This is a genomic window from Pedobacter sp. GR22-10, from assembly GCF_026239715.1.
In the GTDB taxonomy this organism is placed as follows: Bacteria; Bacteroidota; Bacteroidia; order Sphingobacteriales; family Sphingobacteriaceae; genus Pedobacter.
This window is the reverse complement of sequence record NZ_JAPIVR010000003.1, coordinates 585,024-605,045: the sequence shown is the minus strand read 5'-3', so window position 1 is coordinate 605,045 and position 20,022 is coordinate 585,024. Positions and strand designations below refer to the sequence as shown.

Here is a 20,022-nt window from a genome sequence, read left to right as displayed (position 1 = left end):
GGTTTAAATAGGAATATCAGACTTCTGTTCAGGATTTGAAAAGGAAGATTAGATTTTAACAAGAGATGCAGCTCCACTATTTTTCAAGCCTTATCTGGTTTTTAAGCCATAAAAATTAATCACGGTATTCGTGCTTATGTTAAAATTATAGTGTCTGCAAATCTTCGATTTAAAAAATTACTTCTCACTGCTTAAAAATTCCAGCTTTTGTATTACTTTACACCAAACAAAATACCGAAAGATTAGAAGATGAAGTTAACGTTTTGGGGTGCGGCGCAACAGGTAACAGGAAGTATGCACCTGCTGGAAGTTGGGCATTATAAGATATTGATAGATTGCGGATTGGATTATGAAAAGGAAACTTACCAGGAAGACAACCAACAATTCCCTTTTGACCCGACCAGTATCAACCTTGTGATTTTAACCCATGCACACATCGACCATTCTGGTAATTTACCGACGTTGGTACGCCTCGGTTTCGATGGTCAGGTGCTTTGCACGGCACCAACAGCTGATTTATCTGCTATATTATTATTCGATTCGGTAGAACTTTTTTTAAGGAAACAGAGTAGAAAACCACGCACAAAAAGGGGTAATTTCAGCGGACCAAAACCCTTATACCTGCATAAACATGTGATGGATACAATCGATCGATTCGTAACCATTGCCTTTAACAAACCTTTCAGAATTAACGGCGATATCAGTTTAACATTTATCCCTGTAGGGCATTTATTGGGTGCCGCTGCAGCCATTTTAACCATTAATGACAAGGGAGAGGAAAAGAAAATAGCTTTCTCTGGTGATATTGGCCGGGAACACTATCCGGTACTGGTAAAGCCAGAACCCATCCCGGCAGTTGATTATTTTGTGTGTGAAGCTACTTATGGTGGCCGTTACCACACCAAAGACCAGACACTGGAAGAAAGGTTGGTAAAAGAAATTGAAGAAGCCTGCATCAAAACACCCGGCAGATTAATTATCCCTGCCTTTAGTATCGGAAGGACACAATCACTGGTTTTTGCTTTAAATCAGATCTTCACTAAAAAGTTATTGCCCCCGGTTCAGATTTTTGTAGATAGCCCCATGGCGATACAAGCAACGGATGTTTACCGTAAACACCATAACCTGGTGAATCAGGAGGCAAAAGATTTTTATAAAACCATGGGCGATGAATTTGAATTTGAGCATCTGGCTTACGTTCAAACGATGAAAGAAAGCAAGGATGTTTCCAATTATTTCGATCCCTGCATCATTATTTCTTCTGCCGGAATGTTAGAAGGCGGGCGTATTCAGGATCACTTGTACTATAATATTCAAAATTATTACTGTACCATTCTTTTTATTGGCTATTGCGCCAAAGGAACACTCGGTTATAAACTTTTAAGTGGCGCTCCAATCGTCAGGATTAAAGACCGTGAAATGATGGTTTATGCCACTATTCGTCAAACCGATTTACTAAGCGGCCACGGAGATCACGACGATCTGATGCGAACAGTGAAGCAAACTGGTCAGCCAAAAAAGGTTTTTCTGGTGCATGGTGAAGATAAAAGTTTGAAGAGCCTGTCTGCTGCTCTGCAGGAAGATGGTTTTGACGTAGTGGCACCGGAAAGAGGAGCGGTATTTGAGATTTAACCGGCTCAATGGTTCATTGGGGATCAGCCTCCATCTTCCGGACTATCCTCATCAGCTAACCGTTTCCGTCTTATCCTATTTCCTCACTTGTCCATCACCTCTGACCACCCATTTATAACTTGTTAATTCTTCCAAACCCATCGGGCCGCGGGCATGGAGTTTTTGTGTGCTAATGCCAATTTCAGCACCTAATCCAAATTGGGCACCATCGGTAAAGCCGGTAGAAGCATTTGCATAAACGGCAGCTGCATCAACCAGATTTAAGAAATTTGTCATGTTTTCTGCATTTTCAGAGATAATGGCTTCGCTATGTTTAGAACTATAATGAGCAATGTGATTAATCGCTTCATCAAAATGATTCACTACTTTAACCGCCATTTTTAAGGATAGAAATTCTGTACCAAAATGATCTTCCGTAGCGCGGTTTAGCAGGCTTGATGGATAAGAAGATTGTAGCATCTCAAAACTTATTTCATCTGCAAAAAGCGCTACTTTTTTTTCAGCCAGTGGCATTAAAAGTGCTGGTAAATCATTTAGTCTGTTTCTGTGAATCAACACACAATCTAACGCATTGCATACACTCACTCGTCTGGTTTTGGCATTTAAAATAATGGCTTTTCCTTTCTCTAAATCTCCTGATTCATCAAAATAGGTATGTACAATGCCAGCACCGGTTTCAATAACAGGGATTTTACTATTTTCCCTTACATAATTAATTAAAGACTGACTCCCGCGTGGAATTAATACATCCACAAAACCTCTGGCATTGAGCAAAGCCTCAGTGGCGGATCTCTCGGCAGGCAATAAGGTAAGCACATCAGGATTAATTCCATGCTTTTTTAACACCATCTGAATTACTTTTGCCATGGCTAAATTTGAAGATTCAGCATCACTTCCACCTTTCAAAACAGCAACATTTCCCGTTTTAAAACACAATGAAAAAACATCAGCAGTAACGTTCGGTCGGGCTTCGTAAATGACACCAACCACACCTAACGGAACGCGGATTTTTTTAAGGTTTAAGCCATTATCTAAAATTTTCTCTGATAATACTTCATTTAGCGGACTAACCAGATTCACCACATTTTTAATATCGTTGGCTATATCTAAAATCCGTTGAGATGTTAGCTTCAGTCGGTCATATTTAGGATCGTCAACAGGCATTTTAGCCAAATCCTTTTCGTTTTCCTGAAGGATGATTGATGTGTTTTGGATTAAAGTCTCCGCTACATCAGAAAGAACCGCATTCACTTTTTCTTTAGATAGATTAATAAGATGGCGTGCTGCTTTCTTAGCGTTTTCGAAGTATATGGAGTAGTTCATTTTTTTAGTATCAAGTAGTGAGTATTAAAACTTGCTTTTTTAAAACAGCAATCTAAAGACTTATTTAACGGCCAAGTGCGCTAAGTTTTTGCTTTAGCCTTCAGCTTAAATTACCGAATAAAAATAATCATAATGCACCAGGGCTTTTTGTTTTTTCTGTCCGATTCTTTCCCTTGCTTTATCCGAGCTGTATTCTGCAATGCCCAATCCAATTAAGGCATTTTGCTCATCCACAATTTTAATCACATCGCCTTTTAAAAAATCAGTTTGAATCTCTATGATTCCAACAGGTAATAAGCTTGTAGCCTTCCCAGAGGTCAGAACCATTTTTGCACCATCGTTTAACTTAACAATTCCAGTTGCAGCGGTTTCTGAGTGTGCAATCCATTTTTTCTTACCGGATTTACTTTTTTCAGGCACAAACCGCGTATGGATCAGAGTGCTATTTAAAAGTGAAGTCAGCACATCATCTTTAGTGCCATTGGCTATATGAACGTTAATCCCGAGCTTAGCTACCTTTTGTGCCATCGTAGATTTGGTAATCATTCCACCCCTGCCAAATTGTGATTTTCCGGTTTGAATAAACGAAGCCAGATTGGAAACTGTTCCCGAAATTTCTTCCATAACCTGCGAACCTCCCAGCTTCGGATCACCATTGTAAATTCCATCTACATTCGACAAGATAATCAAGGCATCAGCACTTAACATCGAAGCAATTAAACCTGCCAGTTCATCATTATCCGTAAACATTAACTCGGTTACCGACACTACATCATTTTCATTAACAACGGGAATAACATCATTCTGCAGCAAAATTTGCATACAGTTTTTCATATTTAGGTAATGCGCCCGGTCACGAAAATCTTCTTTTGTTACTAAAACCTGGGCACATTTTATTTGATGGATGGCCAAAAAATTAGAATAAGTATTAATCAGTTTTACTTGACCAATCGCCGCTAATAGTTGCCGGGTGGTTACGGCGTCTTGCTTCTCAGAAACTTTAATTAAGCTTCTTCCAGCTGCAACAGCACCTGAAGAAACTAAAATAACTTCAATGCCTAACTGTTTAATCGCTGCCAGTTGATCCACCAAATGATTGATTCGCGCTTCATCAGGTAATCCATTTTCTTTCGTAATTACATTCGAACCGACTTTAACTACTATTTTTTTGTACCCTAATTTCATGACTACATTAATGCCTTATGTTTGGCAATTTAACATCAATTTTTCTAAATCAAGATAATTATCTATAGGCTTGATGGATTTTTACAAAAACGATAATTAGCTTGAAGTTGCGCTTTTGCATTCGACTAACTACTGTACCGCCGAAGAACCAATGACCATTGAACTAATGAACAATTTCCTTAAATTGCAATCACCTAATCCTGAACCAAACATGAAAAGTATTTTACCCGCCCTGATTTTGCTTAATGCAATTTCAGCTTGTAATCACCCGCAAAAGAAAGAAATGGAACCTATAAAATGGCCTGATGTAAAGGCACCAGTGGCGGAAATCATTCCGCACAAAAGAATAATTCACGGCGATACTGTTGCAGATAATTATTACTGGATGATTGATTACTTTAAAAAAGGGCCGGATAGCACGAAAGTGGTCAATTATCTAAAAGCTGAGAATAAATACCTGGAAGAGATGATGAAGAGTACGGATGCTTTCCAGGCTGATTTGTTTAAAGAAATGAAAGCTAGGATTAAGGAAAAAGATGAGTCTGTTCCTGTTTTCAGGAATGGATATTTTTATTATTCCCGAACAGAAGATGGTAAGCAATACTTTAAATACTGCAGAAAAAAAGGCAGTTTAACCGCTCCTGAAGAAGTACTTTTAGATGTTGATGAAATGGCAAAAGGCCATGCTTATTTCAGTGCAACAGGTTTTAAAGTTAGTCCGGATAATAAATTGCTGGCATATGGCGTAGATCAGGTTTCCCGCAGGCAATATACCATTCAGGTTAAAAACCTCGAAACAGGCGAAATTTATAAAGATGCTATTACCAATACCGAAGGTCCGGGCGCCTGGGCAAATGACAATAAAACTTTGTTTTATACGGCTAAGAATCCGGTTACACTGTTAAGTGAAAAGATAAAAAAACACACCCTTGGCACCAGTGAAAAAGCCGATGTGGTGGTTTATGACGAGAAAGATAATACCAATTATATCGGTGTAGGTAAGTCTAAAAATGGTAAATACATTTTTGTAGCCTCGCAGGGTACCTTAACCTCAGAATATAAAATGATTGATGCGGATCATCCGGAAGCTGATTTCAAGGTTTTCGCTGCCCGATCTAAAGATGTTTTGTATGATGTCATGCCTGTTGATGGAAAATTTTTAATCCTGACTAACTGGAAGGCAAAGAATTTCCGGCTGATGGAATGTCCGCTGGATAAAACGGAAAAAGAAAACTGGAAGGAAGTGATTCCACATCGTGCTGATGTATTATTGGAAAGTGCGGAGGAATTTAAAGATTATACCGTGCTATCTGAACGCAAAAACGGATTAACGGAATTGCGTGTGTTGAAGAAAAATGGTGACGATTATTACATCAAGTTTGACGAGCCGGCTTATGATGCTGGAGTAGGTGCAAACCCGGAATACAATAGTAAAACCTTGCGTTATTCTTACACCTCCCTAACTACACCAAGTTCAGTTTATGATTATGATTTGGAGAAAAAAGATCAGCGACTGATGAAACAGCAAGAGGTTGTAGGTGGTTACAATCCTAAAGATTATGTAACAGAACGAATTTTTGCAACCGCAAAAGATGGCACTAAAATTCCCGTTGCCTTAGTTTACAAAAAAGGTTTTGAGAAGAATGGTCAATCGCCATTATTGCTTTATGGTTATGGCTCATATGGCTCAAATTCTGATGTCTATTTTTCTTCCGTTCGCTTAAGCCTTTTAGATCGGGGTTTTGTTTTTGCAATCGCCAACATTCGCGGCGGGCAAGAAATGGGCCGCCAATGGTATGAGGATGGTAAACTGATGAAAAAGAAAAACACCTTTACTGACTTTATTGCTGCAGGTGAATATCTGATTGATCAAAAATACACTTCCAAAGGACATTTGTATGCCAATGGAGGAAGTGCTGGCGGCTTATTGATGGGAGCGGTTGTAAATATGGCACCAGATTTATGGAATGGTGTCATTGCGGATGTTCCTTTTGTAGATGTAGTTAACACGATGTTGGATGAAAGCATTCCATTAACCACGAATGAGTTTGATGAATGGGGCAATCCGAAGAAAAAAGATGCCTATGCATACATGAAAAGCTATTCTCCTTATGAAAATGTAGCGAAAAAGGCCTATCCAAATATGCTGGTGACTACGGGTTTGCACGACAGTCAGGTACAATATTTTGAACCTGCAAAATGGGTAGCCAAATTGCGGGCTATGAAAACAGATCAAAATGTGTTGTTCCTTAAAACCAATATGGAATTTGGACATGGTGGTGCATCTGGCCGTTTCGATTATTTAAAGGAAGAAGCATTGGGATATGCTTTCTTTTTTAAACTGGAAGGGATTAAGAAGTAATAACAATATAAAAATTGAGTGAGTTGAAAAATTAATGGTTCTTTAACTCGCTCAGCTTATCCTTTTCATGTATAATATAAAAAACTCCCTAATGAATGCTAAATTAAAACCGCTTCAAATGATTCACCTGGCATTATGCTTTTTTGTCTTTTTATTTGCTATTGTAACTATTTTAATTAACAGAAATCAATTGTATTTTGATGCCAATCCGGCGAATACTGCACCTTTCAACCCCATATTTCCAATTGTAGGGTTAATTTCGCTCTCCGTGAGCATTATTGCATTTAAAAACTTACTTGCAAAAATAGATCAGGCTGCCGCTGTTGATTCAAAAATAAATCAATATCAAACGGCTTTTATTGTGAGTTCAGCATTATTAGAAGGAGGTGCTCTTTTTAATCTTGTAGGCACTTTTGTATCACAAAATGCATTCTTTTTAATTTTTGCCGCAGTGAACCTAATTTTCCTCATTCGCAATCGGCCTACCAAAGATAAATTGATATCCGCTTTACAATTGCAATATCCGGATACGGAAATATTGTAGCAATTAGCCCTATCTTTGCCGGTCAATGGAATACAATGTTCACACTTTACCGAATGGCATTCGCTTGTTGCACGTGCCATCGGCTTCAGCCATCTCACATGCCTGTATCATCATCAACACCGGTTCACGTGATGAGGCTGAACATAAGGCCGGCCTGGCACATTTTATTGAGCATTTAATTTTTAAACGCACAGAAAAACGCAGTACCAACCAGATTTTAAACCGCCTGGAAAGCGTTGGAGCTGATTTAAATGCTTATACCACTAAAGAATACACTTGTGTACATGCTTCCTTTTTAAATCCCTATTTAGACCGGACGCTGGATCTTTTTAATGATATTATCTTTCATTCTACCTTCCCGGAAGAGGAAATGGATAAGGAGAAAAGCGTGATTCTGGATGAAATTGCATCTTACCTGGATCAACCTGAAGAAGCCATTAACGATGATTTTGAAGATATGCTTTTTGCCGGTCATCCGCTAGGCAATAATATCCTGGGCACTACGGATTCTGTTCAAAATTTCACCAGGGAAGATGTGATTGCCTTCAGGAAGGCGAATTACCGCACCAATGAAATCGTTGTTGCAGTGATTGGAAATTATAGCTTAAACAATGTGGTTAAAAAAGGAATTAAGCACTTTGCGGATGTTGAAGAGAACACACCGGCAAAACATCGGGCAAAGCCAGTTCTTTTAAAGTCAGTAACGACTACGATTTACAAACCCATTATGCAGGCACATTGCATCGTAGGCACTCAAACTTATTCTACTTATCAGGACCGCAAAGTTGGCCTAATGCTCCTGAATAATTATTTTGGCGGTAATGGCATGAGTTCTGTCTTAAATTTGCAAATCAGGGAGAAATATGGAATTGCATATACTATTGAATCAAATTTTTCACCCCTAAGCGATACCGGAATCTTTTCTATTTATTTCGGAACAGATAAAGAAAAACAGGAAAAAGCTTTGGCACTGATTTTTAAGGAAATTAAAAAACTAAAAGAAAAGCCATTAAATGATCTTCAATTACAAAAAGCCAAAAACAAATTTATTGGTCAGATTGCTTTAGGAGAAGAGAACAGAATTGGATTAATCATTTCAATGGCCAAAAGCTTAATTGACCACGATAAAATTGATTCGCTTGAAACCGTTTTTGAAAAAATAAATACGGTAAATACAAGGCAGATTGCAGAAATCGTCGATGAGGTTTTAGACATAGAAAGGCTTAACATTTTTACTTTCTCGCCGATAGCGGAATAATTGTTATTTTTGTACCATTAAGTTTTATTGGCCTGTCACCCTGAAACTCGTGGAAGGATAGACAAACAAGCCGGTCTTCGACAGGCTCAGACTGACAAACCGTTGAAATTAATAGCCTCAGGCTTAATCGTCTGAATGAAATATATTACATCATGAAATTACCTATAGTTGCTTACGGGGATCCGATTTTAAAAAAGATCGCAACCGATATTGATCAAGATTATCCAGAACTGGAAAAGCTGATTAGTGATATGTTCGATACCATGTATTATGCAAATGGTGTTGGCCTTGCTGCGCCACAAATTGGTCTTCCAATCCGTTTATTTATTGTAGATATCGGGGAGGATGAAGATGGAACACCTGGTTATAAAAAAGTATTTATAAACGCAAAAATCGTGGAAGAAACAGGCGAGCCCTGGATGTTCAATGAAGGCTGTTTAAGTATCCCGGATATTCGTGAAAATATTTCACGTAAACCCAATATCAAGATAAATTACCTGGATGAAAATTTTGTAGAACATACCGATGATGTGGATGGAATGCCAGCCCGTGTGATTCAGCATGAATATGATCATATTGAAGGCAAACTATTTACCGATAAAATAAGTGTGCTGCGTAAGACCATGCTGAAAAGCAAACTGGATGCCATTGCAAAAGGAAATATCAAAACAGATTACAAAATGAAGTTCCTGAATAAGAGCAAAAAAAGATAAATGTTATGGAAGAGGGAAAATGGAAACGTTTTCCCTTTTTTTATTCATTCCGTCATTGCAAGGCACGAGGTAATCTCAATCGCAAACAGATTGCTTCGTCAGCTGAAAAAGCCTCCTTGCCATGAAGATTTGTCGATTTTGAATGTCCAGGCCTACAGACTCCGAACTTAAGACTCAAGACTTAATTCTCACTTCGCTTCTTATCGCCGTCAAAAATCTGCTGCATTAATTTACCCCAGGCAAAAGGATTTAATAATGGGTTGGTTTGCACCATGTTTTTATTAACCATCCTGTCGAAGTTGTACCGGTAATTCTGACTGCCGATTTCCTGTCCGTCACGTGGTAAAGTCTGGATCAAACCATCTATCGATGAACGCGAAAGATTCTTTTTGGCTATCGCCATATCATCATCAGCCAGTTTCATCGATAGAAATTCCCGCGTAAATTCTTCTGTAGTTGCCCACGGAAAAACACGAACAGAAGGTAAATCAATTACGTTGGATTTTAACTTCACCATGATCGTATACTTACTGTCTGGTGTACCCTCCGGAATTATAGTAGAGAATTTTTTATAGCCAATGGCTGTGAATAAAATAGTGTCGCCAGGATTCACAACAAAACTAAAATAACCACGGTAATCTGCGGCAACCCGCTTGCTTTTGGCGGAGAGATCGGTAATGGTTACGTATGGGATTACATTTGAACTATCGATATCGGTAATAATTCCTGAAAATTGGATAAGTTTTTCCCCGGCCGGCTTCTGTTGTGCAAAAGTAGCAAAGGAAAAAAACAAGCAAATCAGGGTAACACAATATCTCATTGAGACAAAAGTAATTTTAATAATAAAACTTCCTTGTTAAATATTGTTAAAGCTATTCCTGCTCTGCCATGTTTACAGCAACGACTGAAGTGATTTGCGGTACAGCTTTCATTATAGCCTGTTCAATACCCGATTTCATGGTCATGAAACTCATTGGACAAGAGCCACAGTTGCCCAATAACTTAAGCTTTACTGTACCATCAGCTGTAATTTCTTCAACAGAAACATCACCTCCATCAGCCTTTAAATATGGCCTGATAGTTTCCAATGCCTGTTCTACTTGTTCTGTTAAATTCATTATTGGTTATTTAAAGATATAAAAATAGTAATTTTTTAGCAATTCGCCATTTGCGCATTATTGATGGATATCTGCTGTGCAATTTTACTGGCAATGTTTCCAAATATAACATCCAGCAAAGGATTTTGGTTTAAAGCAACCGGCTTACCATGGTCTCCGGCTTCTGAAATGCTTTGAATAATCGGAATTTCACCTAAAAATGGCACATCAAATCTTTCTGCTAGTTTTGTTCCGCCTCCCTTACCAAAAATGTAATATTTATTTTCCGGCAATTCTTCCGGCGTAAAATAAGACATGTTTTCTACAACCCCTAAAATGGGAATATTGATCCCGGGCATCTGGAACATGGCCAGCCCTTTATGCGTATCAGCCAGTGCAACCTGCTGCGGTGTAGTAACCACAACAGCACCTGATATAGGAAAACTCTGTGTAATGGTGATGTGGATATCTCCGGTACCAGGAGGAAGATCTACAATTAAATAATCCAGTTCGCCCCAATTCGTATCATTAAAAAGTTGCTTTACCGCATTTGAAGCCATTGGTCCGCGCCAGGGCACCGGCTGACCAGGATCTGCAAAAAAACCAAGAGATAAAATCTTGATGCCATATTTCTCAACAGGGATAATTTTTGTTTTTCCATCCGCCGTTTCTTCAGCACCTGGTTTTGCATCAACTAAATCAAACATCGTAGGCACTGACGGGCCATAAATATCGGCATCGATTAAACCTACCTTTGCACCATCCCTGGCAAGCACTACAGCCAGGTTACTGGATACCGTCGATTTACCTACACCTCCTTTGCCGGATGAAACCAAAATAATGTTTTTGATGTTATCCAATGAGGATGAATTTACAGGCTGTGTTACCCTTGAAGTAACATTAATGCTGATTTCAGCAGTTGCTGACACAAAATGTTTAATCGCGTTAGTACAGGCATTTTTGAGCATCTCTTTCATCGGGCAGGCCGGTGTGGTGAGCTCCAGTGTAAAGCTTATATGTTGATCAGTAATTTTTAAATCCTTAATCATGTTTAGGGTGACCAAATCTTTTTTCAGATCAGGATCCTCTACATTCTTAAGGGCATCTAAAACTTGTTGCGGGCTAATTTGCATGGTATTAATTTAAATTCAAAATTAACAAAACATCGCTACAAATACTTTTATTTAGGCTTTTAAACTGTAATTTTAACACGAAATAAACATTTAATTGTTACGTTTAAGCAATTAACCATTTTAACGACTATATGCGAATACCAAAAATCAAGATCCCTAAAAAATATTTAAAAATCGGAGCCTGGGTTTTAGGTGTTTTTTTAATTGTTTGCATGGCTTTAGGTGCCGTTGCCTATAGCAAAAGGGAAGCGCTGTTAAAGAAAATGATGGCTAAAGCTATTGCCAAAGCTGACCGGGATTATGGACTGGAAGTTAAAATCGGCTCTGCCGGATTTACAGGTTTGAGTACCGTAAAAATGACGGCGATTTCTATTGTACCTAAGGAGCGGGATACGCTTTCCAACATCGGCGAATTAAGCGTTGGGGTAAAGCTTCTTCCTTTAATATTTGGTAATGTCAAACTATCAGAAGTAAAAATGAGTAATGGATTTGTCAGTGTAGTGCTGAAGGATTCCACCACCAATATCGATTTTATTTTAAAGCGTAAGAAAAAGGACAGTACAGAAAATAAAGGCAAATCCAACCTGTCAGAAATTGCCAATAATATCCTTAACCAGGTTTTATACAAAATCCCTGATGATATGGATGTAAAAAACATGGTTTTTAAGTTTAACGATCATGATACAGCTAAACTAAGTTTTGCTACGGTTGCTGTAATTGATGGTGGTGATTTAAAATCGACCATTAACGTTAACCAAGGAGAATCTACCTGGCATATTGATGGTTATGTAAATCCGGGCAGCAAAGAATTAAGCTTCACCGCTTATGCTGACGGGAAGAAGCTGGAATTGCCTTATCTGAATAATAAGCTTCATGCCAAGTTGAGTTTCGACACCCTTCAAACGGAGCTAAAAAACGCAAAATACAGTGGTAATGATTATAAAATTTCCGGTTCATGGTCAGTTAAAAATATGCTGATTAACCAGCCAAGAATCGCCTCCAACGATATTATTGTTCAAAGTGCAAAATTAGACGCTGATATTTTAGTAGGTCCGAATTACATTGCATTAGATAGCAGCTCTACGGCTTATTTAAAAAATGCTGAAATCCATCCCTTTATCAAATATACTTTAGGGAAAAACAAAATCTACGAACTCAAACTTAACGCTCCTGAACAGGATGCACAAGCGGTTCTGAACGCCTTTCCTCAAGGTTTATTTGAATCCCTGGAAGGCTTAAAGGTACAGGGCAAGGTAAAATACAATCTTAATTTTTATCTGGACACCAAAATCCCGGATAGTGTTCGCTTTAATTCAACATTAACACCTGTTGATTTTAAAATTACAAAATGGGGGAAAACAGACCTGCAAAAAATTAACAGCCCTTTTGTTTATACGCCTTATGAATATGGCAAACCCATGCGTGATATTACCATCGGCCCCGCTAACCATAACTTTACACCATTAAATCAGATTTCAAAAAACTTTATCAATGCCGTGTTAACAGCAGAGGATCCATCCTTTTTTACGCACAATGGTTTTGTAGAAGAATCTATCCGGAAATCAATTGCCGTAAATTATAAGGAAAAGAAATTTAAAAGAGGGGGAAGCACCATCAGCATGCAGCTGGTTAAGAATGTTTACCTCAGTCGCCAGAAAACACTTGCAAGGAAAGCTGAAGAAATTCTCATTGTATGGCTTATCGAACATAATCACCTGGTAAGTAAAAACAGAATGCTGGAGGTTTATTTCAACATAATGGAACTGGGAAAAAACATTTACGGCATTGGAGAAGCATCAAGGTATTATTTTGGTAAGCAACCAGCCGACTTAACGATTGGTGACGGGTTATTTTTGGCCAGCATTGTTCCGAAACCAAAAGCAGCCATGTACAAGTTTATGGCAGGTGGCGGTTTGAAACCTTATATGTTCAACTATTTTAGGTTTATGGGAAACATTATGGCCAGGCGGGGTTTAACACCCGCTGACACTTCTGGTTATGGATTTTACAATGTTCGTTTAAGAGAGGGTTTACGCCAGTACCTGGCACCAGATACTTCAGCTGTGGATACTTCAGCATTTGATGGCGACGATGATGAGGGAATGCCGCCAGTGATCATGCAGGATAACAATAAAAACCTTTTCGATCGTATTTTTGGAGGGCGTAAGAATGATACCACAACCGTTAAACCTGCAGATACCACCAAAACCAGAAAACAGTTGAGACAGGAACGCCGAGAGCAGCGCAGGCTGCAGAAAGAGCTGGAGAAAGGATTGTAAATCAGCTGACAATTCACAATCAACTCAACTTTAATACATTAAACATCACCAAAGAGCATGCACAAAATACAGGTAGAGGATAAAGAATTCGAAATCTTTTTAGAAAATGAGACCATTAATAAAAGGATTCGTTTAATGGGCATTCAAATGAATGTCGATTATGAAAAAAAGTGTCCGTTGTTTATTGGTGTATTAAATGGAAGTTTTTTATTCCTGGCAGATCTCATCAAGGAAGTTGACATCCCCTGTGAGGTGGCATTTATGCGTGTGGCATCTTATGAAGGTACCTCAAGTTCCGGTCAGGTAAAAGAATTAATCGGCCTACCAGAAAATATAGAAGGCAGGGATATAATTGTCGTAGAGGATATTGTGGATACAGGCTTAACACTCACATATATTTTAAAAACCATAAAAGAGAAAAATCCGGCATCAGTAAAAGTAGCCTCACTTTTACTTAAACCTTCCGCTTTAAAGTACGAAATGGAAGATTTAGCCTACATTGGTTTTGAAATTCCAAATGAATTCGTGGTAGGTTACGGATTAGATTATAATGGATTGGGAAGAAACCTGATCGATATTTACAGGGCTACCGGGCATAATTTTTAATTGGATTAATTTATTTTTCGCACCTTTGCGCAATATTTTAAGATTATGACCATACATAAGGAAGGCTATACCACTATTGCCCTGACCATTTTACTGATTTTTGTGATCAACGCTGTTGTTGATTATAAATACTACGACATCACCTGGTTGCGTTGGTTCATTTATATTTTCTCCGCTGCCTTATTTCTGATTGTCCTGCAGTTTTTCCGCAATCCCAGCCGCAGTTTTTCCAATGGTGAAAACCTGGTGATCTGCCCTGCCGATGGGAAAGTAGTGGTAATAGAGGAAACTGAAGAAGGCGAATACTTTAAGGATAAACGTTTACAGGTTTCCATTTTTATGTCGCCGGTAAACGTACACATTAACCGGAACCCGATTTCGGGTGTGGTGAAATTTTTTAAATACCACCCGGGGAAATATTTAGCCGCCTGGAACCCTAAATCATCAACGGAAAACGAACGCACCACTACGGTGGTGGAACACAAAAATGGTACACCGGTTTTATTTCGTCAGATTGCAGGGGCGCTGGCCCGTAGAATTGTATGGTATGTAAAAGAGGGTGATCAGGTGGTACAGACTGAACAATTTGGATTTATTAAATTTGGATCAAGAGTGGATGTTTTCTTACCTGTTGGAACCAAAGTGAATGTTGAACTTAACCAGGTGGTAAAAGGCGGTATCACTACGCTGGCTACTTTAAGTTAATTAAATAATACATTTCTATAAAAACCCTGGCTGGCTTAATGCCACACCGGGGTTTTCTTTTATTCAGGCAGCGGAATTAATCTTAATCTGTAGTATCATTACCCACTTCCTTTTCTGCGCTGGCAACCGGCACAATGTGGTCGCTGATTAAACGTTGGGTTGGATAAGCAAAATCTGACTGATTGCGCATCACAATGTCCATAATTTCAAGGTTAATTTCCTGGCGGATATCTAGAAAGGCATCATTATTCAGTATGGTAACAAAGTAGTTGATTTCTACAATTAAACCAGAATCACCAAAGCTTTTAAAAGAGGCTGTTCCATCTCCGCTTGTTCCTTCATGTCCATTAATGTAAGATTCAATTTCAGTTACAATCCGCCTGACAGATTCTGCCTTTGTTTCATAAGTTAAACCGATAGTAAAGGCTACTTTTCTGGAGTTTCTGAGTGAAAGGTTTTCTAAAACACCATCAATCATACCACGATTGGGTATTGTAGCCATTGTCCGTTCTGAAGTACGTATCCTGGTGCTCCTGAAGCCTACTTTTTCTACCGTTCCTTCCACGCCGTCTACTTTCACCAAATCACCAACCACGAAAGGTTTATCCAGAAAAATAGTAAATGATCCGATCAGGTTTTCCAGACTTTCTTTTGCGGCTAATGCGATAGCTATACCACCAATGCCTAAACCGGTAATCAGCGTGAGTACGTTTACTTCAAAAACAAAGCCTAAGAGGGTAAAGAAGCCTATAAAGATCACAAGTGTCTTTAACAATTCCTTAAGAAAGGGCACTAACTGGTCATCCGATTTATTATTGGTAAATGATGCTTTGTACAACAGCACATGGCTAATAAAATCGATAATTCTCAAAATAATCCAGAATATGGAGAGAATAATCAGAAAAAGAAAAATCCGGTCAATACAATCTCCTAAACTTACTGGTACAGCTATTTTCATTTTCCCAACAAGCTTACGGTAATGAAATATAGCCACTTCAAGGGGATGCCTTAATTGATTGATCGCCAGGTAAAGTGTGGTCAGTTGAATGAGTAAGGAGATGGGCTTAATTAATAAAGCCACAAAAGCATCATCGTGTGATTGCTGCGAAAAGTTTCTAAACAACTTAAATAAAAGCTTGCTTAACAGCTTTGAAATAATTCTTTTTAAGATAATCCCTAAAAATAATATTGCACCAAACAGGCAATAAGCCATTACGGTATTACCCCAAAATACCTGATCGAAAAAGGCTGCATCTAACATATCCACAAATTTAATCCATATGATGGTTATTCACCTTTATTAATATTAACCTGATGGTTAAAATATCCTAAACAAAAAAACCTCCACGAAATGAATCGTGGAGGCTATATCTTATAATAAAGAATATTATTTTCTCAAAGATTTGATACGAGCAGCTTTACCAGTTAAAGCACGTAAGTAGAATAATTTCGCTCTACGAACTTTACCATAGCTATTCACTTCAACTTTCTCAATGTTTGGAGAGTTAAAAGGGAAAATACGCTCAACACCAACACCGTTGCTGATTTTACGAACGGTGAAAGTTTCGTTAGCACCCGCACTGTTACGTTGGATTACAACACCTTGGTAAATTTGAACACGTTCTTTATTACCTTCGCGAATTTTATAGTGTACGCTCACTGTATCGCCAGACTTGAACGCAGGAAAATCTTTTTTCGCGATGGCCTGCTCTTCAACAAATTTTACTAAATCCATGATTTTAAGCTATTAAATCGATATTTCAACCCGTGAAATTCGGATTGCAATATTAGGGATTTTTTTTCAATTAAAAAAACTAATTTTATTTTTTCCACAATCTTTTAGAATTCCACATTAACCCTGTGTAAACTCTTCTATTCCAAAAGGTCAGGCCGGCGCTGCCTGGTTCGTTCCAGCGCCTGTTCATGCCGCCATTCATTCACTTTTGCCTCATGTCCGCTTAACAAAACATCAGGTACTTTATGGCCTCGCCAGTCTGCCGGGCGGGTGTAAACAGGTGCATCTAAAAGCTCACCCTGAAAACTATCAGAAAGGGCAGAGGTTTCATCGTTCAAAACACCCGGTATTAAGCGCACCACAGCATCAACAACTATTGCGGCAGGCAATTCCCCGCCACTCAAAACATAATCGCCTACAGAGATCTCGCGGGTAACAAATACATCACGGATTCTTTGATCAATTCCTTTGTAGTGGCCGCATAAAATAATGATATTTTTCTTTATAGAAAGTTCATTTGCGGTGCTCTGATTTAAAGTGACACCATCCGGACTCATAAAAATGACCTCATCATATTCGCGTTCAGCCTGAAGCTTTTCAATACAGGCCGCAAAAGGCTCAATACTCATCACCATTCCGCTGCCGCCGCCATATTGATAATCATCTACGCTTTTCTGTTTACTTGTAGAATAGTCGCGCAGATTATGCACAACAATTTCGGCTATGCCCTTTTTTTGTGCCCGCTGTAAAATGGAATGGGCAAAAGGACTTTCTAATAATGCCGGAAGAACAGTTATAATATCGAAACGCATGGTGCAAATATAAAGTTTTGAATCGGGAGTTTTGAAACTGCGGCAGACTAAACCGTCCACTGATCGTGAATCACCGCAACAATATAATAAGTGCTTCCTTGCTTTTTAAATACAAAACGCAGGCTTTTCCAATCTAGCCCTTTGTACTTTTCGTCAGTACCTTTAAAGTAATATTCTGTAAAGTGAAGCTGCGGGTAACTTTCTTTTAAATTATTGATGGTATTGCCCTGGCCGATAATGGTGTCATAGCTTTTCTTATCTGCATTTAAATAATCTGCATCATAAATAAAGTGCTCTAAATAAGGCTTAACCTTCATTTTAATGGCTTCGCCGCTACCATCAAAGTGGCCCCAGGTAAGTGTCCAGTTTTTATCAATGGCTTCTAAAAAATCTTTTGCCAATACATGTTTATGGGTTTGATCGATAAAGCCATATGGTGAAAATCTGACTCCATCAACCGGATGAAAATGGGAGGCAAATGCTGTATAGTCTTTATTTTTTAAGGCCTTTAAAGCACTTAAAGCTACCGCTTCAATCGTGTCTCTCTGGCTCTTTACGGGTCTTGTTTTTGCTACCTTGTTATGGTCTTCAGGCTGCTTATTCTGGCTGCAACTTACCAATAGCCACACCGCAGCAACAATAATAAATAAACGCTTCATAATGGCTAAACGATAAAGAAAACAAAAACTGATAAGCCTGAGCTTTATGTTGCCAGGTAAACATCCAGCAGGCCTTCGGGTAGATCTAAATTTAAGATTTTTTCTTCATCATCAATCTCTATAATAAAGTCTTCATTTAAGGGAAAAAGAATCTCAGTTTCCTGATACATCACCGTTGCCACGAATTGCTGCGGATATTCATTTACTTCTAAAATTTCACCGAGTTTGCCCATTGTTTTATCAATGGCCATGAAACCTCTTAAATCTGTATAGAAAAACTCACTTTCATCACGCTCGGGCTTTTGGCTTAAGGGCAGATATAATTTTTTCTTCAACAAAGGTTGTGCCTTATCAATATGATCAACATCATCAAAATTAAAATAACCCGTTTTATTTGCTTGTAATTTCGACTCCGCTACAAAGTAAGGGACAAGCTTTCCATTCATGTCTGCAAAAACAACATCAAATTCAAGCTGCTCGTATTCATCAAACTCAAAGAATACTTGTACCTCTCCTTTTAAACCCCTGGTTTTCGTAACGTAACCTACATAAAATGCTTCTTCGTGTTTCATTCCTTAAACTCATTGTATTATCGTCATTGCTTCGTACTTCGCAATAATGATATTGAATAAAAAATAGCTTATATAAAAATAGCGTTCCGAAATTCGGAACGCTATTTTTTGAAACAAAATAATTAAAATTATTCTGCTCCTTCTTCTTTAGTAGCTTCTGCTGCAGGAGCTTCTTCAGTTGCTTCAGCTTCAACAGCTGGTGCTTCTTCTTCAACAACCTCTTCTGCAACTGGTGCATTTTTAGCTGCAATTGCTGCTGCTCTGTCTTCTTTTTTCTTAGCTTCTGCTGCTAATGCCGCTTTACGCACATCTGCTTTAGAAGTAGCTAAACCTTCAGTTTTACCAGAGATTTTGCCAGCTTTAGCATCAACCCAGGCAGCAAATTTCTCGTCTGCTTGTTCTTGTGTTAAAGCACCTTTTTTAACACCACCTTCTAAGTGTTTTTTGTATAAAACACCTTTGTAAGATAGGATAGCACGAGCTGTATCAGTTGGTTGTGCACCACTGTTTACCCAAGCTAAAGTTTTTTCGAAGTTAATTTCGATAGTAGCAGGATTGGTGTTTGGGTTATAAGAACCTAAACGCTCAATGAATTTACCATCACGTGGAGAGCGGGAATCTGCTACCACAACGTGGAAAAAAGGCTTTCCTTTTTTACCGAATCTTTGCAATCTGATTTTAGTTGCCATTTCTTTTCGTATTTATGTATTCAACATAGTTCCCGGAGCTACATACTGCGGGGCTGCAAAGATAACTAAAATACTGTAAATTAAAAACATAGTTTAATATCTTTATTTTCAGGAGATTTGGCTCAAAATTTTTGCACATCCCATATGAAAAAAATTGCGATTGACATGGATGAAGTAATTGCTGACGCTGTTGGCAAATTCATTAAACTATATAACCGGGATTATAATGTTCCGCTGGATTTGAAAATCGATGCCGGAAACGAAATTTTCCATCATGTTCCTCAAGAGGTAAATCAAAAATGGTTTGAATATATTAATGAGCCTGGTTTTTTTCGTGATTTAGAAGTAATCACAGATAGCCAACGTGTAATTAAAGCATTGCAGGAAAAATACGATGTTTATATTGTTTCCGCAGCCATGGAATTTAGAAATTCTCTAGTGGATAAGTATGACTGGCTGGCTGAACATTTTCCATTTATTGACTGGCAACACATCATGTTCTGCGGAAATAAAATTGTAAATACAGATATCATCATTGATGACCGAACCAAGAACTTCATCAATTTCCCTGGCCGTCCTTTATTGTTTACTTCTCCGCATAATTTACTGGTTACGGAATATGAACGTGTAAACACCTGGGAAGAAGTAGCAGGCTTACTTCTTTAATTAGTACTGCTAAAATATAACTGATTTAAAAATACATGTAACATTTTAATGG

20 protein-coding genes are annotated in these 20,022 nt (G+C 38.4%); 9 read left to right on the top strand and 11 right to left on the bottom strand.

The features are described 5' to 3' along the window. Positions 1–249 precede the first annotated feature (249 nt). Positions 250–1,632, top strand: a complete 1,383-nt coding sequence (locus OQX64_RS15360) for an MBL fold metallo-hydrolase RNA specificity domain-containing protein (RefSeq protein ID WP_265819409.1) — start codon at positions 250–252, stop codon at positions 1,630–1,632. A gap of 75 nt (positions 1,633–1,707) precedes the next feature. On the opposite strand, the gene OQX64_RS15355 is transcribed toward OQX64_RS15360, so the two are convergent. Both OQX64_RS15355 and proB read right to left on the bottom strand, forming a co-directional pair. Further along, on the bottom strand, positions 1,708–2,955 hold the full coding sequence (locus OQX64_RS15355; protein ID WP_265819408.1) for a glutamate-5-semialdehyde dehydrogenase: 1,248 nt from the start codon (positions 2,953–2,955) through the stop codon (positions 1,708–1,710). 105 nt (positions 2,956–3,060) lie between these two features. Next, entirely contained in the window at positions 3,061–4,140 is a 1,080-nt protein-coding gene (gene proB / locus OQX64_RS15350) for a glutamate 5-kinase (RefSeq protein ID WP_265819407.1), read from the bottom strand. 211 nt (positions 4,141–4,351) lie between these two features. On the opposite strand from proB, the gene OQX64_RS15345 reads away from it, so the two are divergent. From OQX64_RS15345 to def, 4 genes are all read left to right on the top strand, one after another. Further along, positions 4,352–6,502, top strand: a complete 2,151-nt coding sequence (locus OQX64_RS15345; protein WP_265819406.1) for a S9 family peptidase — start codon at positions 4,352–4,354, stop codon at positions 6,500–6,502. Positions 6,503–6,593: 91 nt separating this feature from the next. Beyond that, positions 6,594–7,046, top strand: coding sequence for a hypothetical protein (locus OQX64_RS15340; protein WP_265819405.1), 453 nt, complete (start codon positions 6,594–6,596; stop codon positions 7,044–7,046). Positions 7,047–7,071: 25 nt separating this feature from the next. Further along, the gene (locus OQX64_RS15335) at positions 7,072–8,304 is read left to right on the top strand and encodes a M16 family metallopeptidase (RefSeq protein ID WP_265819404.1); all 1,233 of its coding nucleotides are present in this window, start codon (positions 7,072–7,074) and stop codon (positions 8,302–8,304) included. A gap of 152 nt (positions 8,305–8,456) precedes the next feature. Then, the gene (gene def / locus OQX64_RS15330; RefSeq protein WP_265819403.1) at positions 8,457–9,017 is read left to right on the top strand and encodes a peptide deformylase; all 561 of its coding nucleotides are present in this window, start codon (positions 8,457–8,459) and stop codon (positions 9,015–9,017) included. Between the two features lie 181 nt (positions 9,018–9,198). Here def and OQX64_RS15325 read toward each other — a convergent pair whose 3' ends face one another. The 3 genes from OQX64_RS15325 to OQX64_RS15315 are packed head-to-tail and all read right to left on the bottom strand — an operon-like array spanning position 9,199 to position 11,247. Next, positions 9,199–9,837: a hypothetical protein gene (locus OQX64_RS15325; protein ID WP_088301238.1), complete on the bottom strand. Its 639-nt coding sequence runs from the start codon at positions 9,835–9,837 to the stop codon at positions 9,199–9,201. A 52-nt stretch (positions 9,838–9,889) separates the two neighbouring features. Then, entirely contained in the window at positions 9,890–10,135 is a 246-nt protein-coding gene (locus OQX64_RS15320; RefSeq protein WP_088301239.1) for a NifU family protein, read from the bottom strand. A 35-nt stretch (positions 10,136–10,170) separates the two neighbouring features. Then, positions 10,171–11,247, bottom strand: coding sequence for an Mrp/NBP35 family ATP-binding protein (locus tag OQX64_RS15315; RefSeq protein WP_265819402.1), 1,077 nt, complete (start codon positions 11,245–11,247; stop codon positions 10,171–10,173). Between the two features lie 131 nt (positions 11,248–11,378). Between OQX64_RS15315 and OQX64_RS15310 the strand changes: the two genes are divergently transcribed. From OQX64_RS15310 to OQX64_RS15300, 3 genes are read left to right on the top strand one after another with little or no spacing between them, the layout of a single operon-like run. Next, complete coding sequence (locus tag OQX64_RS15310) at positions 11,379–13,526, top strand: transglycosylase domain-containing protein (protein WP_265819401.1); 2,148 nt, start codon at positions 11,379–11,381, stop codon at positions 13,524–13,526. A gap of 57 nt (positions 13,527–13,583) precedes the next feature. Continuing rightward, positions 13,584–14,132 (top strand): hypoxanthine phosphoribosyltransferase, encoded by a 549-nt coding sequence (gene hpt / locus OQX64_RS15305; protein ID WP_265819400.1) that lies wholly within the window; start codon positions 13,584–13,586, stop codon positions 14,130–14,132. A 45-nt stretch (positions 14,133–14,177) separates the two neighbouring features. Continuing rightward, positions 14,178–14,837, top strand: a complete 660-nt coding sequence (locus OQX64_RS15300) for a phosphatidylserine decarboxylase family protein (RefSeq protein ID WP_265819399.1) — start codon at positions 14,178–14,180, stop codon at positions 14,835–14,837. Between the two features lie 82 nt (positions 14,838–14,919). Here the strand turns inward: OQX64_RS15300 and OQX64_RS15295 are convergent, their stop codons facing one another. The 6 genes from OQX64_RS15295 to OQX64_RS15270 form a co-directional block, all read right to left on the bottom strand. Further along, complete coding sequence (locus OQX64_RS15295) at positions 14,920–16,098, bottom strand: mechanosensitive ion channel family protein (protein ID WP_265819398.1); 1,179 nt, start codon at positions 16,096–16,098, stop codon at positions 14,920–14,922. Between the two features lie 126 nt (positions 16,099–16,224). Continuing rightward, positions 16,225–16,572 (bottom strand): 50S ribosomal protein L19, encoded by a 348-nt coding sequence (gene rplS / locus OQX64_RS15290; protein ID WP_010600018.1) that lies wholly within the window; start codon positions 16,570–16,572, stop codon positions 16,225–16,227. A 137-nt stretch (positions 16,573–16,709) separates the two neighbouring features. Continuing rightward, the gene (trmD, locus tag OQX64_RS15285) at positions 16,710–17,384 is read right to left on the bottom strand and encodes a tRNA (guanosine(37)-N1)-methyltransferase TrmD (protein WP_088301245.1); all 675 of its coding nucleotides are present in this window, start codon (positions 17,382–17,384) and stop codon (positions 16,710–16,712) included. 47 nt (positions 17,385–17,431) lie between these two features. Then, positions 17,432–18,043, bottom strand: a complete 612-nt coding sequence (locus OQX64_RS15280; RefSeq protein ID WP_265819397.1) for a hypothetical protein — start codon at positions 18,041–18,043, stop codon at positions 17,432–17,434. 44 nt (positions 18,044–18,087) lie between these two features. After that, the gene (gene rimM, locus OQX64_RS15275; RefSeq protein WP_265819396.1) at positions 18,088–18,615 is read right to left on the bottom strand and encodes a ribosome maturation factor RimM; all 528 of its coding nucleotides are present in this window, start codon (positions 18,613–18,615) and stop codon (positions 18,088–18,090) included. Between the two features lie 128 nt (positions 18,616–18,743). Then, complete coding sequence (locus OQX64_RS15270; RefSeq protein WP_088301248.1) at positions 18,744–19,304, bottom strand: 30S ribosomal protein S16; 561 nt, start codon at positions 19,302–19,304, stop codon at positions 18,744–18,746. A 144-nt stretch (positions 19,305–19,448) separates the two neighbouring features. Here OQX64_RS15270 and OQX64_RS15265 point away from each other — a divergent pair, with 144 nt between their 5' ends. Then, positions 19,449–19,970 (top strand): 5' nucleotidase, NT5C type, encoded by a 522-nt coding sequence (locus tag OQX64_RS15265; protein WP_265819395.1) that lies wholly within the window; start codon positions 19,449–19,451, stop codon positions 19,968–19,970. Positions 19,971–20,022: the final 52 nt, after the last annotated feature.